General features: G+C 71.9%; 15 protein-coding genes and 1 pseudogene. 7 read left to right on the forward strand and 9 right to left on the reverse strand.

Annotated features, from left to right (window positions below; translation table 11 throughout):
• Positions 1-262 (forward strand): annotated as a pseudogene (locus ABD191_RS20030) (IS110 family transposase); the annotation flags it as partial.
• Between the two features lie 128 nt (positions 263-390).
• Here the strand turns inward: ABD191_RS20030 and ABD191_RS20035 are convergent.
• Complete coding sequence (locus ABD191_RS20035; RefSeq protein ID WP_344084138.1) at positions 391-1620, reverse strand: APC family permease; 1230 nt, start codon at positions 1618-1620, stop codon at positions 391-393.
• Entirely contained in the window at positions 1617-3998 is a 2382-nt protein-coding gene (locus ABD191_RS20040; protein ID WP_344084141.1) for a phosphoketolase family protein, read from the reverse strand. Before ABD191_RS20040 ends, ABD191_RS20035 begins: the two co-directional genes overlap by 4 nt.
• 187 nt (positions 3999-4185) lie before the next feature.
• Here ABD191_RS20040 and ABD191_RS20045 point away from each other — a divergent pair, with 187 nt between their 5' ends.
• Genes ABD191_RS20045 through ABD191_RS20055 form a run of 3 tightly spaced genes read left to right on the forward strand, consistent with a single transcriptional unit; the run spans position 4186 to position 5356 of the window.
• On the forward strand, positions 4186-4632 hold the full coding sequence (locus ABD191_RS20045) for a phage holin family protein (protein ID WP_344084144.1): 447 nt from the start codon (positions 4186-4188) through the stop codon (positions 4630-4632).
• Entirely contained in the window at positions 4629-5093 is a 465-nt protein-coding gene (locus ABD191_RS20050; RefSeq protein ID WP_344084147.1) for a DUF3618 domain-containing protein, read from the forward strand. Before ABD191_RS20045 ends, ABD191_RS20050 begins: the two co-directional genes overlap by 4 nt.
• Positions 5090-5356 carry a DUF4235 domain-containing protein gene (locus ABD191_RS20055; protein WP_344084150.1) on the forward strand — a complete coding sequence of 89 codons (267 nt, stop codon included), beginning with the start codon at positions 5090-5092 and terminating at the stop codon, positions 5354-5356. The genes ABD191_RS20050 and ABD191_RS20055 overlap by 4 nt, the downstream gene beginning before the upstream one ends.
• 50 nt (positions 5357-5406) lie before the next feature.
• On the opposite strand, the gene ABD191_RS20060 is transcribed toward ABD191_RS20055, so the two are convergent.
• Together ABD191_RS20060 and ABD191_RS20065 are read right to left on the reverse strand one after the other, a co-directional pair.
• Positions 5407-6051, reverse strand: a complete 645-nt coding sequence (locus ABD191_RS20060; protein WP_344084153.1) for a transcriptional regulator — start codon at positions 6049-6051, stop codon at positions 5407-5409.
• Positions 6048-6428, reverse strand: a complete 381-nt coding sequence (locus tag ABD191_RS20065; protein ID WP_344084156.1) for a DNA-binding protein — start codon at positions 6426-6428, stop codon at positions 6048-6050. Before ABD191_RS20065 ends, ABD191_RS20060 begins: the two co-directional genes overlap by 4 nt.
• Before the next feature lie 46 nt (positions 6429-6474).
• On the opposite strand from ABD191_RS20065, the gene ABD191_RS20070 reads away from it, so the two are divergent.
• Both ABD191_RS20070 and ABD191_RS20075 read left to right on the forward strand, forming a co-directional pair.
• Positions 6475-7650: a PEP/pyruvate-binding domain-containing protein gene (locus ABD191_RS20070; RefSeq protein ID WP_344084159.1), complete on the forward strand. Its 1176-nt coding sequence runs from the start codon at positions 6475-6477 to the stop codon at positions 7648-7650.
• 8 nt (positions 7651-7658) lie between these two features.
• Positions 7659-8252: a histidine phosphatase family protein gene (locus ABD191_RS20075; protein ID WP_344084162.1), complete on the forward strand. Its 594-nt coding sequence runs from the start codon at positions 7659-7661 to the stop codon at positions 8250-8252.
• Here ABD191_RS20075 and ABD191_RS20080 read toward each other — a convergent pair.
• The 4 genes from ABD191_RS20080 to ABD191_RS20095 all read right to left on the reverse strand — a co-directional run bounded on the left by ABD191_RS20080 (position 8249) and on the right by ABD191_RS20095 (position 13310).
• Positions 8249-9517, reverse strand: coding sequence for a condensation domain-containing protein (locus ABD191_RS20080; RefSeq protein WP_344084165.1), 1269 nt, complete (start codon positions 9515-9517; stop codon positions 8249-8251). The two genes, ABD191_RS20075 and ABD191_RS20080, sit on opposite strands and share 4 nt — an antisense overlap.
• A 187-nt stretch (positions 9518-9704) precedes the next feature.
• Entirely contained in the window at positions 9705-10676 is a 972-nt protein-coding gene (locus tag ABD191_RS20085) for a phosphotransferase (protein ID WP_344084388.1), read from the reverse strand.
• Positions 10677-10686: 10 nt separating this feature from the next.
• On the reverse strand, positions 10687-11580 hold the full coding sequence (locus ABD191_RS20090; RefSeq protein WP_344084168.1) for an SMP-30/gluconolactonase/LRE family protein: 894 nt from the start codon (positions 11578-11580) through the stop codon (positions 10687-10689).
• On the reverse strand, positions 11580-13310 hold the full coding sequence (locus tag ABD191_RS20095) for an IlvD/Edd family dehydratase (RefSeq protein ID WP_344084171.1): 1731 nt from the start codon (positions 13308-13310) through the stop codon (positions 11580-11582). Before ABD191_RS20095 ends, ABD191_RS20090 begins: the two co-directional genes overlap by 1 nt.
• Before the next feature lie 105 nt (positions 13311-13415).
• Between ABD191_RS20095 and ABD191_RS20100 the strand changes: the two genes are divergently transcribed.
• On the forward strand, positions 13416-14273 hold the full coding sequence (locus ABD191_RS20100; RefSeq protein ID WP_344084174.1) for a fumarylacetoacetate hydrolase family protein: 858 nt from the start codon (positions 13416-13418) through the stop codon (positions 14271-14273).
• A 29-nt stretch (positions 14274-14302) separates the two neighbouring features.
• Here the strand turns inward: ABD191_RS20100 and ABD191_RS20105 are convergent, their stop codons facing one another.
• Entirely contained in the window at positions 14303-14608 is a 306-nt protein-coding gene (locus ABD191_RS20105) for a hypothetical protein (protein WP_344084177.1), read from the reverse strand.
• Positions 14609-14916: the final 308 nt, after the last annotated feature.

Consider the following 14916-nt stretch of genomic DNA (forward strand, 5'->3'; position numbering starts at 1 on the left):
CGCGATCCGCACCAAAAACAGCTACCCCCACGCCCAGTACCGCCGCATCGCCGCCCGCCGCGGCCACGCCCGCGCCCGCACCGCCGTCGCCCACACCCTGCTCGTCACCACCTGGCATATCCTCACCACCAACACCCCCTACCACGACCCCGGCGGCGACTACTTCCTCAACCGCGACAACCCCGACCACCACCACCGCCGCGCCGTCGCCGCCCTCGAACGCCTCGGCTACCACGTCGACCTACAACCCCGAGCCGCCTGACCAGCACCACAGGTTCATTTTCGAGTCAACGTCGGCTAGGCCCGGCACGCGGTCCGGCGCGCGGTGCGGTCCGGCGCGTGGTGCGGTCCGGTGCGGCGCGCGGTGCGGCGGGCGGTGCGTCGGTCCGGCTAGCGGGGGCGGGCGAGCAGGCGGTAGGCGAGGCCGGCGGCAAGCACCGCGACGCCCGCGAGGACCGACGACAGGGGCAGGGTCGCGGCCAGGGCGACGCAGCCGACCGCGCCGATCACCTGGAGGAAGCGCGGGTACCGTCGGTCCGCGCCGCCCTGGGTGAATGCCGCCAGGTTGGCCACCAGGTAGTACAGGAGCACGCCGAACGACGAGAAGCCGATCGCCCCGCGCAGGTCGACCGCGATCACGAGGCCGGCCGCCGCGACCGCGACGGCCACCTCGGCCCGGTGCGGCACGTGGAAGCGCGGGTGCACGGCGCCGAGCCAGGCCGGCAGATCCCCGCCACGGGCCATGGCCAGCGAGGTTCGTCCGATGCCGGCGAGCAGCGCCAGCAGGGCGCCGAGCGCCGCGACGGCCGCCCCGACCCGGACCACCGGCGCGGCCCAGTCCCACCCGGCGGAGCGCACGGCGTCGGACAGCGGCGCGGTCGAGGCCGCCAGCCGCGCCGGACCGAGCGTCAGCAGCAGCGACACCCCGACGACCAGGTAGACGCCGAGCGCGATGCCCAACGCCAGCACGATGGCCCGGGGGATGGCACGTGCCGGGTCGCGTACCTCCTCGCCCATCGTGGCGATGCGCGCGTACCCGGCGAACGCGAAGAACAGCAGCCCGGCCGACTGGGCGACGCCGTACCAGCCGTGCGGGACATCGAAAGCCGTCGGCTGGGCGGCGCCGCCGGTGAGATTGGCGACCACGACGAGGGCGAGGACCGCCAGTACGATCGGGACCATGATCCGGGTCGCCCGCGCGGTCCGGGTCACACCCCGGTAGTTGACCGCCGCGAGCGCGAAGACCGCGACAACGGCCACCGGCGTACGCCACGCCGACGGCACCGCGTACGCCGCGAAGGTCAGCGCCATGGCGGCGCACGAGGCGGTCTTGCCGACCACGAACGCCCACCCGGCGAAGAAGCCCCACCACGGGCCGAGACGCTCCCGACCGTACACATAGGAGCCACCGGAGACCGGGTACGCGGCGGCGAGCTGGGCCGACGACGTGGCGTTGGCGTAGGCCACGATGCCGGCCAGGCACAGCCCGACCAGCAGGAGAGACCCGGCGGCCGAGGCGGCCGGCGCGAACGCGCCGAACACCCCGGCCCCGATCATCGAGCCGAGCCCGATGAGTACCGCGTCGGTTGTGCCCAGGCTTCGGGAAAGAGAACCCGTCACGCGGACACGATAGGCTGCCACACCCAGTTGGCCACCTCGGGCAGGTCCTCGCCGGTGCGGCGGGTGTACTCGCGGTGACGGGCCCGGATGTCGAGCATCTCCTGTCGTACGGTCGCCGCCTTACGGGCCAGGCCCGGCACCCGGTCGATCACGTCGATGACCAGGTGGTAGCGGTCCATGTCGTTCATCACCAGCATGTCGAACGGCGTGGTCGTGGTGCCCTCCTCCTTGTACCCACGCACGTGCCAGTGCGGGTGCCCGGTGCGGCGGTAGGTGAGCCGGTGGATCAGCATCGGGTACCCGTGGTAGGCGAAGATGACCGGCCGGTCGGTGGTGAACACCGCGTCGAACTCCGCGTTCGGCATCCCGTGCGGGTGCTCCTCGGTCGGCTGCAGCCGCATGAGGTCCACGACGTTGACGACCCGTACCTTCAGGTCCGGCAGGTACTGGCGCAGGAGCATCGTCGCGGCGAGCACCTCGATGGTCGGGATGTCGCCCGCGGCGGCCAGCACCACGTCCGGGTCGCCGTCGTCGTTGGACGCCCAGTCCCAGATGCCCAGGCCCCGGGTGCAGTGCAGCACGGCGGCCTCCATGTCCAGCCACGACGGGCCGGGCTGCTTGCCGGACACCACGACGTTGATGTAGTCGCGGCTGCGCAGGCAGTGGTCGGCCACGGACAGCAGCGTGTTCGCGTCCGGCGGCAGGTAGACCCGCACGACCTCGGGCTTCTTGTTCATCACGTGGTCGACGAAGCCGGGGTCCTGGTGTGAGAAGCCGTTGTGGTCCTGGCGCCACACGTGCGAGGTGAGCAGGTAGTTCAGCGACGGGATCGGCTTGCGCCACGACAGCTCCCGGGTCACCGCGAGCCACTTCGCGTGCTGGTTCACCATCGAGTCGACGATGTGGGTGAACGCCTCGTAGCAGGAGAACAGCCCGTGCCGGCCGGTCAGCAGATAGCCTTCCAACCAGCCCTGGCAGGTGTGCTCCGACAGGATCTCCATCACCCGCCCGCGCAGCCCGAGGTGCTGGTCGACGGGGTCGATGTCGGCCCGCCATACCTTGTCGGTGGCCTCCAGCACCGCCCCCAGCCGGTTGGACTCGGTCTCGTCCGGCCCGACGATCCGGAAGTTGCGGTACTCCTCGTTGGCGACCATCACGTCGCGCAGCCAGCCGCCGAGCACGCGGGTGGGCTCGGCCGTGCTCCCGCCGGGCACCGGCACCTTCACCGCGTAGTTGCGGAAGTCGGGCAGCTCTAGGTCGCGGGGGAACCGGCCGCCGTTGGCGTGCGGGTTGGCGCCCATCCTCAGGTCACCCTTGGGCAACCAGTCCACGACCTGCGGCGTGGGCACGCCGTCCGCGTCGAACAGTTCATCCGGCCGGTACGAGCGCATCCACTCCTCCAGGGCCGCGAGGTGGATGGCGTCGCCGCGAGCCGTGGACAGCGGCACCTGGTGCGCGCGCCACGTGCCCTCGACCGGCAGGCCGTCGACCTCCTTCGGGCCGGTCCAGCCCTTCGGGGTACGCAGGACGATCATGGGCCAGTGCGGGCGCTCCGTGACGCCCTCCTCGCGGGCCAGCCGCTGGATCTCGGCGATCTCGTCGAAGATGACGTCCAGGGTCGCGGCGAGCTGTTGGTGCACGATCTGCGGGTCGTCGCCCGCGACCAGGTACGGCTTGTACCCGTACCCGGTGAGCAGCGCGGACAGCTCGTCCTCGCTGATCCGCGCGAGCACCGTGGGATTTGCGATCTTGTACCCGTTGAGGTGGAGGATCGGCAGCACCGCCCCGTCCCCGACCGGGTCGAGGAACTTGTTCGAGTGCCAGGACGCGGCCAGCGGGCCGGTCTCCGCCTCGCCGTCGCCGATCACACACGCCACCACCAGGTCCGGGTTGTCCAGCGCCGCGCCGTAGGCGTGCGAGAGGGAGTACCCGAGTTCGCCGCCCTCGTGGATCGAGCCGGGCGTCTCCGGCGCCACGTGGCTCGGCACCCCGCCCGGGAACGAGAACTGCTTGAACAGGCGGGCCATGCCCACCTCGTCCTGGCTGATGTTCGGGTACACCTCGCTGTAGGTGCCCTCCAGCCACACGTTGGCGACCAGGCCCGGCCCGCCGTGGCCCGGACCCGTCACGTAGATCATGTCCTGGTCCCGCTGGGCGATGATCCGACTGAGGTGCGTGTAGAGCAGGTTGAGCCCCGGCGTGGTGCCCCAGTGGCCCAGCAGGCGGGGCTTCACGTCCTCCGGTTGGAGCGGCTCCCGCAGCAGCGGGTTGCCCATCAGGTAGATCTGACCGACCGACAGGTAGTTGGCCGCCCGCCAGTGCGCGTCGATGTGCTCAAGTTCCTCGGCGCCCAACGGCGTCCCTTCTACGACCTCCACCGAGGCCTCCCTTCCGCATCTCTGCGTTCATCCTGACGCTACGTCCGATTTTCGGGTCGAGTCGGAAGGCCCTTGAAATCCGGGTCATGCGCCCCCTACCCCCGCCAGCGACGTCCAACCCGGCGCTCCGGGCGCGTTTTGACCAATTCCTGCCGGGGCAAGAGCGGTGCGAGGGAGAGTGAGAGCCATGGCGATCGAGACACCCAGGCGGCCGAGCCCGCCGCCCGCCGCACCGCTGGACGCGGGGCGGTCGGAGCCGTCCGTGGCCGAGCTGATCAAGCGGGCCACCGAGGACCTTTCCCGGCTGATCCGTGACGAGCTGGCGCTGGCCAAGCTGGAACTGACGGCCAAGGGCAAGCAGGCCGGCATGGGCGCGGGCCTGCTCGGCGGAGGCGCGATGGTCGCGTTCTTCGGCGTGGGCGCCCTGGTGACGACGGCCATCCTGGGCCTGGCCACCGTGCTGGCGCCGTGGCTGTCGGCGCTGATCGTCGGCGTCGCGCTGCTGGTCGTCGCCGGCATCCTGGCCCTGGTCGGCAAGGCCCGGCTGCAACGGTCCGTGCCGCCGGTGCCGAAGGAGGCGATGGCCAGCGTGCAGGAGAGCATCGACCAGATCAAGGGGAGTGTGCGGCGATGACCACCGAGCAGCGCCCGCCCACCGCCGTGGCGGCGGCGGCCGAGCCCTTCCTGGCCGAGCGGGAGACCCCGGTCTCGCCGCCACCACCCGGCACGTCCATGTCGCCGGCGCCCACGCCGCCGCCCGCGGCCCCCGGCGAGCCGCCCGCCGCGCTGCGTCCCGCGCCCGGCGCGTCGCTGGGCCCGGCGCCCGTCGGTACCCCGGCACCGCCGGCCGACCCGGACGAGCTGCGCCGCGAGATCGCGGCGACCCGCTCGGACCTGGCGGACACGCTCGCGGCCCTGGTCGCCAAGGGTGACATGAAGGCCCGGGTGAGCGACGAGCTGACCCACCTGCGTGCGCGGGCCACCGACACGGTCAGGCGCAGTCGCACCCTCATCATCGCCGTGTCCGGCGCCCTGGCCGCCGCCGTGGCCGGAGTCGTGATCTGGCAACTGACCCGCGGAAAGGGCCGCCGATGAACGCTAAGAAGCTCGCCTACAAGCCCGTGGGCATGGTGCTCGGCATGGTCGCCGGCGCCGCCGCGGGCCTCATCTTCAAGCAGGTCTGGAAGGCTGTCGAGGGCGAGCAGGACGCCCCGAACGCGACCGACGAGGACCGCCGGTGGGGCGAGATCCTGCTGGCCGCCGCGTTGCAGGGCGCCATCTTCGCGGTGGTCAAGGCCGCCGTCGACCGGGCGGGTGCGACCAGCGTCCGCAAGGTCACCGGCGAGTGGCCCGCCTGACGTCGCAGGGCTGGTGAACCGGGCTGGTACCCCACGGGTGCCAGCCCGGTTCAGTGCGTCCGGTCTGGCGCCCGCCGGTCGAGGCCGAGGGTGGCGATGAGGTCCTCGTGCAGCTCGAACCACACACGGTGGCAGGAGTCGACGTCCGTACGGTCGACCCAACCGCGGTCGCCCGCGAGGACGCGTCGGCGCGCCGCGCTGAAGCGCGGGTGATATCCCCGCAGCCGCGCGAGAACGTCGCCCAGCCGCCGAGCGAGCGGGGCGAGGGCGACGTCGATGGCCGCCAGCTCGTCGAGGACCGCGCCGTCCCAGGCGGGATCGGCGTGGTCGTTGACGGCGAGGCGATCGGTGGCGGTCGGCCGCAGTTGCCAGTCGGTGCAGGCCCGCTGCAGGCGGGCGTTCAGCGGGAGGAACGCCGCGTAGACCTCGCGCACGCAATCGCGCGCGCCGGCCCGGATCAGTTCGGCGGCCAACTCGCGCTCGTTCTCCGCGCGGCCCGACCCGGTCAGTGACCAGCCCTGGATGTCCGCGAAGCCGCTGCGGGTCACCCAGCCGCGCGCCTCGGCGTCGAGCAGCGCCTCCGCCGTCTCGCCGGCGTCCAGCCCGAACCGCCGGGCGAGCGCCGGGGTGTCGGCGAACCCCGTGATGCGGACCGCGTGCAGCACCAGCAGGCCGAACTCGGACTCGTGGGTCATGAGCCGTCGCCCTGCCGCGCGGTCAGCCGGTTGTAGTGCTGCTGGCAGGCCTGCGGCGAGTTGAACCCCATGGCCTCGGCGATCTGCGGCCAGGTCAGCCCCGCGCTGCGGGCCGCGAACAGCAGGCCCGCCTCCAGGCCGTCGACCTCCGCGCGGGCGGCGGGCAGCAGGGTGAGCGCGCTCAGGAGGTCCGCGTCGGTCAGGTCGGCTGAGCGCCAGACCGCGAAGTGCGTCAGATCCACCGCCGACGGCGGGACGGGGGCGGGTCGCCAGGGCGGGCGGGCCTTGAACGCGCCTGCGTCGAGGGCGACCAGGCGCTCGGTGGCTTCCTGCTCGCGCCGCGCCTGGGCGCGGTCGGCATCGTCATTGCGGACCATGCCGCTGATCCTGGAGAATCAACAAAATGTTGTCAACATTCTGTTGGTGTCCGTGCGTCTCGTAGCCGCCAGCGCCGACACCTGCGGGGGCAAGGCGGGCTCCCTCGGCGCGCTGCTGCGCGCCGGCCTGCCCGTACCCGACGGGTTCGTCCTCCCGTTCTCCGCCTACCGCGCCGCCGTCGCCGACCTGGCGACGGACCGCCCGGACGCGGTCCGGCGCGCGCTCGAGACCCGGCCGCTGCCCCCCGGCGTCCTCGACGCGATCGGGCGCGGGCTGGAGACCCTCGGCGACGGGCCGGTCGCCGTACGGTCCTCGGCGGCGAACGAGGACACCGCCGCGACCTCCGCGGCCGGGCAGCACGACAGCGTCCTGGCCGTGCGCGGCCTCGCCGACGTCGCGCGGGCCGTCCGTACCTGCTGGGTGTCCCTGCATTCGTGGCGGGCCACCGGTTACCGCGACGACCATCCGCCGGCCATGGCCGTCCTGGTCCAGCGCCACGTCGACGCCGAGGTCTCCGGGGTCATGTTCACGCCGACCGGCCCGGCCGGCGTGACCGGGATCGAGGCCAGTTGGGGCCTCGGGCCCAGCGTCGTCGGCGGCACGGTCACCCCGGACGCCTACCGCGTCGCCGCCGACGGGTCGGTCACCCGCCGCATCGCGGACAAGCGGACGCGCCTGGACCGGCACGGCGGGCGGCTCGTCACCCGCGACGTGCCGCCCGGAGTCAGGTACCGGGCGTCCATCGACGACGCGACGGCCGCGCGGCTGGCGCGGCTCGGGCAGCGGGTCGTCGCCACCCTCGGCGGCGCGCAGGACATCGAGTGGGCGATCACGGGCGACCGTCTCTGGCTGCTCCAGGCGCGGCCGATCACCGCGCCGCTACCGGCACCGCGTGGCGCCTCGGCGGCCCCGCTCGCCGGGACGCCGGCCAGCAGCGGCACGGCGACCGGCCCCGCGCGCGTCGTGCGGGGTCCCGGCGACTTCGGCCGGGTCCGGCCGGGCGACATCCTCGTCTGCCCATACACCGATCCCGCCTGGACGCCCCTGCTGCGCGTCGTCGCGGGCGTCATCACCGAGGTCGGCGGCGTCCTCTCCCACGCGGCCATCGTCGCCCGCGAACGTGGCATCCCCGCCGTCCTCGGCGTCCCCGACGCGACCACCCGGCTCGACGACGGCGCCACCATCACCATCGACGGCGCCACCGGCGCCATCACGACCTGAGGGAACGCATGGGAACCCGGTACCTCTACATCGCCCGTCACGGCGCCGCGGACGCGTTCGGTCAACTCACCCCCGCCGGCCGGAGCCAGGCGGGCCTGCTCGGCGAACGACTTGCCGCCATGCCGCTGGACGCCATCTGGCACTCCCCGCTGCCCCGGGCCGCCGCCACCGCGGCCGAACTCGCCCGGCGCCTGCCCGCCGTGCCCGTGGCCGCGGCCCACGAGCTCATCGACCACGTTCCGTACGTGCCCGACGCGGCCGAACGACCGCCGGTGTGGGCAGGCTTCTTCGACGGCTTCGACGAGGCCGAAGCGGCCGAGGGCCACCAGCTGGCCCGCGCCCTGGTCGCCCGGTTCGCGAAGCCCGCCGACGCCACCACCCACGAAGTGCTGATCACCCACGCGTACCAGGTCGCCTGGCTGGTGTGCCACGCGCTCGACGCCCCGCCGGCCCGGTGGCTCGGCCTCAACAGCGCCAACACGGGCCTCACGGTCATCGAGTACCGCCACGGCCAGCCGGCCGCGATCGTCATGTTCAACGACCTGAGCCACCTGCCGGCCGACCTGCGCTGGACCGGGTTCCCCGACGGCGCCAGGCCCTAGACGGTCGCCGGCACCGCGGGGACATCACCCTCCTGTAGGTCCACGGCCGCCCCGACGAGGATCTCCTCGATTCCCTCCACTATCGCCCGCATGATCGCCGGGTCCACGTAGTCGGTGTCGGCGCGGACCGTCAGGCTCACCGCGTCGGGGGCGTCGTCGATGTGCAGGAAGAGGCGCCCGAACGGCTTGTCCTGCTTCGTGGTCCAGCGGAACTCCCCGCGCGGCGCCAGCCGGAGCCGCTCCGCCGTCGGGGCCGCCCCGTCCGGGAAGGTCGCCACCCGGCGGTCGTTCATGAAGCAGTCGATGTCGAGTTGCTCCCCCCGGTCCCTCGCGATGGTGGCGAACAGCTCGTCCATCGGCTCCGGGTGGTAGTAGGCCGCCTTGAAGGCGCGCATCGCGATGCGACTGGCGCGCATGGCCATCTCCTCGAAGCCCGCCCCCTCGACCGGGATGACGCACAGCCCGGCCTCATTGACGGGGCTGACGATGTCCGCGAGTCCGGGCCAGAACCGGTTGCTGACGACCGGCCGGATCACGATCGGATCCACTCCGCGCAGCCTGACCAGCATCATGGCGTACGCGGCCAGGGTCAGGTTGGACGCGGAGACGCCGAGGCGCTTCGCCAGCGCCTCCGTGGCCAGCAGCAGGGCGGGGGAGACGAGCTGTCCCTCCCAGTGCCGCGGGCTGTGCTTCTGCGCGGGTTCCGCGAAGCGGTACGACGGGACGCCGCGCAGCTGCTCCTCCCAGTACCGCAGCGAACTGGCGTGCCGCCGCTGTCCCGCCGGCGTCTGCTGCCACCGGGCGAGGTCCAACGGCTGGGTCGCCGTCACGGGCACGGTGGCCTCGCCGGTGACCGGGTCCATGTTGGCCAGGTCCGCCACCATGGCCAGGCCGCCGGCCGCGTCCGTGACCAGGTGGCACAGGATGCACACCACGTGCGTGGCCACCCCGTCGCGCCGGACCACCGCCATCCGGATCGGCCACTCGTTGGCGTAGTCGAAGGGGGCGTCCATGTAGCGCTGCGTGACCTCTTCGGCCACCGCCGCCGGGTCGGCGGCACCGGCGTCGTACACCTCCAGCGTGATCTCGCCGGTGGCGGACACCGACTGTCGTGGCCGGCCGTCCTCGCCGTGTACCAGGCGCATGCGCATGGACTGGTGCCGGGTCATGTGGAAACGCAGCTCGTTTACCATGTGTTGCACAGTCGTGCCCTCGGGCAGGGGAAGCCAGCCGCCGATGGGCAGCGACGTGTCCTGCTCCGTCATAGCGTTCCAAATGGCACGCTGTCCCCAGGTAAGCTCTTCAACCCCGGCACCCTCACCGGAGAACGCGACCACGATCTGTTCCGCGGGTTCCATCATGCGGACACGTTCGGTGATCATCACCGGCGTGTCAATCCACTGAGGACCTTCTAATTCGGCGTTCTTCGATGTGGCGCTGCCCTCCGGTGGCTCAGGTTCGGGTCAGTTGGCTCAGCGCGGACGGTCCCCACCCGGTCGGGTCGTCTCCCGGTGGCACCATCGCCATGGCCTGCCAGAGCAGCACGATGTCCAACCAGGTCACCTCGACCGGGGTCAGCGGGCACACGGCCTGGTAGCCGGCGAGGAACTCCGCGCGGACCTCGGCCGGCACCGGGCCCCAGTCGTGGTAGCGGGTGCCGAGCAGGATCGCCGCGCGGGCCAGCTCGACGAGCCGGTACTCGTGCTGTGCTTCCTCGAAGTCAAGGATCGCGGCGACCTCGTTGCCCGCAAACAGAACATTGGCCGCGCGGAAGTCGAAGTGGACAAGCTGTCGCCGCAGCCGGTCGGGCGGAGCCGCGTCGACCAGCCCGCGCAGCGCGTCGCGAGCCGCTGCCGGCAGATGCCCGGCGTGCGCGTCCAGCCAGCCGGCGATCCGCCGCGGCAACGGCTCGCACGCTGTGGGAAGGCGAGCGGCGTCCGGATATGCCGCCAGCGCGTCCTGCAGGCGGGCCAGCGCCACTCCGGCCGCCCGTACGTGAGCGGGCTCGGCGGTGTCGAGAAGATCGCCCTCGACCACGCGTTGCAGGCCCATCGAGACGCCGTCGACCTCGACCTGAAGGCGGCCGTCACGCGCGGGAACGGGCGCCGAGACCGGCAGCCCGCACTCGTCCAGCCAGCTGGTGAGCCGCGCCACCTCCGTCAGGCGGGAGAACCGCCAAGGCACGACCGACCACTTCGCGAGCAGCCGACCAGACCGCGTGCCGACCCACGCCAGCGCGTTGCCGCCACTCATCACGATCCGCTCGCACGAGTCGACCCGGACGCCCCACTGCTCGTGCAGCGTGTCCGCCACCCAACGGCCAGCCGCCCGAGCCTCGCTGAAACCGAACCGTTCCTCAAGCGATCGGCCGGCGTCGTCCGGCTCCCACAGCATCTCCAACGACGGCGTACGCGGTTCGTTCATGCGCAGCGGGTCACCAGCCATTGGTCCGCACCGGCGTGCCGGGGCGGCCGCGCCAGCCGGTACGCAGCATGAAGATGCCGCCCGCGGCGGGCGCGCGGGAGATGGCGTCCGCGGACATGTTCTCCGTCGAGGTGGAGATGAACAGCTGATCCAGCTCGGCGCCGCCGAAGCAGCACGACGTGACCAGATCGACCGGCAGATGGACGGTCGTCGTGAGGGCCCCGGTGGGGTCGAACCGGCAGACCCGCGCGCCGCGGAAGAACGCGACCCAGACACCGCCGGACGCGTCGACGGTGAGGCCGTCCGGAAAGCCCGGTTGGTCGTGGACGTCGACGAACGGGCGGCGGTTGCTCAGCGTGCCGGTGTCGACGGCGTAATCGAAGACGTCGACGCGGCGCAGCGGGCTGTCCACGTAGTAGCAGCGCGAGCCGTCCGGGCTCCAGTCGATGCCGTTGCTGATGGCGGTGCCGGTCACGGGGGTGGTCAGCGAGCCGTCGGTGTCGATGCGATAGAGGTTGCCGGCGCCCGGTCGCAGGTCGAAGGCCATACTGCCGGCGAAGTACCGCCCGCCGGGATCCACATTGGCGTCGTTCATCCGCAGGTCGGAGCGGTCGGCCAGCGGGGCGGCCAACCGGCGGACGATGCGACCGTCGCGGCACAGCGCGATGCCGTCATCGTCGGCGATGACCAGCGACCGCCCGTCGTCCGCCGGGTGGACGGCGCCGACCGTACCCGGTACCTCGAAGTAGTCGATCCGGCCGGTGGCCGGGGCGGCCTGCCAGATCCGGCCGGCGGGGATGTCGACGAAGAGCAGCGTCTGCCGGGCCGCGTCCCAGACCACACCCTCGCCGTGCTCCGGGCGTACGTGCAGCCACGGCGCGGTGAGCGTGATGTCGTCCGTCATCAGTGCGAGTCTCGGGGTACGGCGGCGCCGCGCCGGCCCACGAGGAAGTCGAAGTCGGCACCGGCGTCGGCCTGCAGGACGTGCTCGCGGTAGAGCCACCGGTACCCGGAGGTGTCCGCCGTGTGGCCCGCCGCGGACCACTGCGCGGCCCGTTCGGCGAGTTCGGCGTCGGTGAGGACGACGTCGAGGGTGCGGGCCGGTACGTCGAGGCGGATCCGGTCGCCGGTGCGCACCAGGGCCAGCGGTCCGCCGACGGCCGACTCGGGCGACACGTGCAGCACCACGGTGCCGAACCCGGTACCGCTCATGCGCCCGTCGCTGATGCGCACCATGTCCGTCACCCCCTGGCGGAGCAGCCGGGTGGGAATCGGCACGTTGGCGACCTCCGGCATGCCCGGGTACCCCTTCGGCCCGGCGCCGCGCACGATGATCACATCGGTGGCGGATATGTCGAGGTCATCGTCGTCGCAGACCGCGTGGTAGTCCTCGGGCGAGTCGAACACCACCGCCCGCCCCTCATGGACGAGCAGCTCGGGCGTCGCGGCCGACTGCTTGAGCACGGCGCCGTCCGGGCACAGGTTGCCCCGCAGGACGGCCGTGCCGCTGCCGGCCGGCTGCAGCGGCTCGGCCACCGTGCGGATCACCTCGTCGTTCCAGCATTCGGCCGTCGCCACGTTGGCGGCGACCGTGTCGCCGGTGACGGTCAGCGCGGCGTCGTCGAGCAGCCCGGCCTCGGACAGCCGCCGCAGTACCACCGGCAGCCCACCGGCGTAGCAGAAGTCCTCCATCAGGAAACGACCCGACGGCATCAGGTCGGCCAGCGTCGGGACCTCGCGGACCAGCCGGTCGAAGTCGTCCAGGCGCAGGTCCACGCCCACCCGGCCGGCGAGGGCGAGCAGGTGCACGACGGCGTTCGTCGAGCCGCCGATCGCCGCGTTGGCCCGGATCGCGTTGTGGAAGGCGCCGTGGGTGAGGATCGCACTGGGCCGCAGGTCCTCCTCGACGAGCGCGACAATGCGCTGGCCCGCCGCCTGGGCCGTCTCGTACCGGCGGGCGTCCACCGCCGGCCACGCCGCCGACCCGGGCAACTGCATGCCGAGTGCCTCGGCCACGCACGCCATCGTGGAGGCGGTACCCATGGTCATGCAGTGGCCGTTCGAGCGGGCCATGCCACCCTCCGCGATGGCGCACTCCGCCACGGACATCCGGCCGGCCTTCACCTCGGCCTCGAACCGCCACACATGGGTACCGGAGCCGACATCGGCGCCCCGGAACTTGCCGTTGAGCATCGGCCCCCCGGTGACCATGATGGTCGGCAGGTCCACGCTCGCCGCCGCCATCAGCAGGCCGGGGGTGGTCTTGTCGCAGCCGGACAGCAGCACGACGCCGTCGAGCGGGTTGGCGCGGATCAGCTCCTCGCCGACCAGCGCGATCAGGTTGCGGTAGAGCATCGCGGTCGGCCGCATCAGGGTCTCGCCGGTGGCCATGACCGGAAAGACGAGCGGGAAGCCGCCGGCCTGCCACACCCCCCGCTTGACGGCCTCGGCCACCCGGTCGAGGTGGGCATTGCACGGCGCGAGTTCCGACCAGGTGGAGGCGATGCCGATCACCGGCCGGCCGTCGAAGACCTCCGGGCCGTGACCCTGGTTGCGCATCCAGGACCGGTACAACATGCCGGAGCGGCCTTCGGCCCCGAACCAGTGTTGACTGCGCCGTACCGTCGCGTCCATGGCAAACCTCCCGGCCGAACCTCGCGCCGCCGGTACTGGGCGCCTGGGCCTCGACAGACTAAGGTCGGTTGCCATGCCGGGACCACACCCGACCGGGTCGAAGCGATGAACATTGTCAGGTACCAGCCGCTCGGCTCGACCGATGAGCTGGTGGGACTGCACGTCGACGGTCACGTGACCGAACTGGCCGGCGTCTCGTCGCTGGCCCAGCTGTGGCGGCTGCCGGTCGCGGAGCTGCGTGACCTGCTCGTACCGGACGGACTGGCGGTGCCGCTGGCCGACGTGCGGCTGCTCGCGCCGGTCGACGGGTCGACCGAGGTGTGGGCGTGCGGCGTCACGTACCAGGTGTCCCGCGAGGCCCGCATCGAGGAGAGCGAACAGGCCGCCGACGTCTACCAGCTCGTTTACGACGCGGACCGGCCGGAGCTGTTCTTCAAGTCGGTGGCGTGGCGGGTGAGCGGCACGCGGCAACCGATCGGCGTACGCGCCGATTCTGAGGTGGACGTGCCCGAGCCGGAACTGGCGCTGGTGGTCAACGCCTTCGGCGACATCGTCGGGTACACCGTCTGCAACGACGTGTCGTCCCGCACGATCGAGGGCGAGAACCCGCTGTACCTGCCCCAGGCCAAGATCTATTACGGCGCCTGTGCCCTGGGACCGTGGATCACCCCGGTGTGGGACGTGGCCGATCCGTACGACCTGAGCATCGACCTGGTCATCACCCGCGACGGGAGCACCGTCTGGGAGGGTCAGGCGAGCACCTCGTCGCTGCATCGACGGCTCGACGACCTGGTCGGTTACCTGATGCGCGGCGACGTGCACCCGGACGGCGTGGTCCTGTCCACCGGCACCTGCCTCGTGCCGCCCGCCCCGTTTTCCCTGCGGGACGGCGACACCGTGAGCATCACGATCGGGTCGATCGGCACCCTCACCAACCCCGTCCGCCGAGGCCTGCCCGGGTAGTCCGCCGCGTTCACGACGTCGTCCATCCGCTAGCCACCGTCGACCGTCTTTCTCCATCGTGGATGAAAGCGGCCGCTGTTGAGCATCTGGACGGTCGCCAAGACACGGGAGAGGATCGGTCCACGATTGGGATACGCGGTGCGCCCGGAGCCGATCTCAGGGCGTTCCTGGGTGACGACTTCCCAGACTTCGACCTCCGCGCCCAGGGCGTCAACGACGTTGCCGCACCGATCGCAGCGGTAGCGCCGTCCTTGGCGCCACAATCCACCGCGCATCGCTGCTGAGCATTCGCACACGAGCAGCCCGTCGAGGTAGAACGGCTCATCGGTGGCCACGGCGACTCGTTCCGTACTGAAGGCACATAGGGGATTGACGCAACGGCGTGTGTTCCCGCACTCGGGACACCAGGTGCGCGAAGCCCTGTAGGTCAGCATCCCGGCCACCCAACCGAGCAACGCAATCCCGGCGAGCGATGGCAAGTACCACATCGAATGCACCTCCTTTCGTGGCTCCGTCACGGCGTCCTTGGTTGCAGACCGGAGTCACACCGTGACGGAGCTTGTTCAAAGTTAGTGCACTAAGTTTGATCCACTCAAGGCCACGCGCCCAGAAAGTTGGTACACCAGCCTTGTCCGTGATCTGC

This window comes from Luedemannella helvata (assembly GCF_039528415.1).
In the GTDB taxonomy this organism is placed as follows: domain Bacteria; phylum Actinomycetota; class Actinomycetes; order Mycobacteriales; family Micromonosporaceae; genus Luedemannella; species Luedemannella helvata.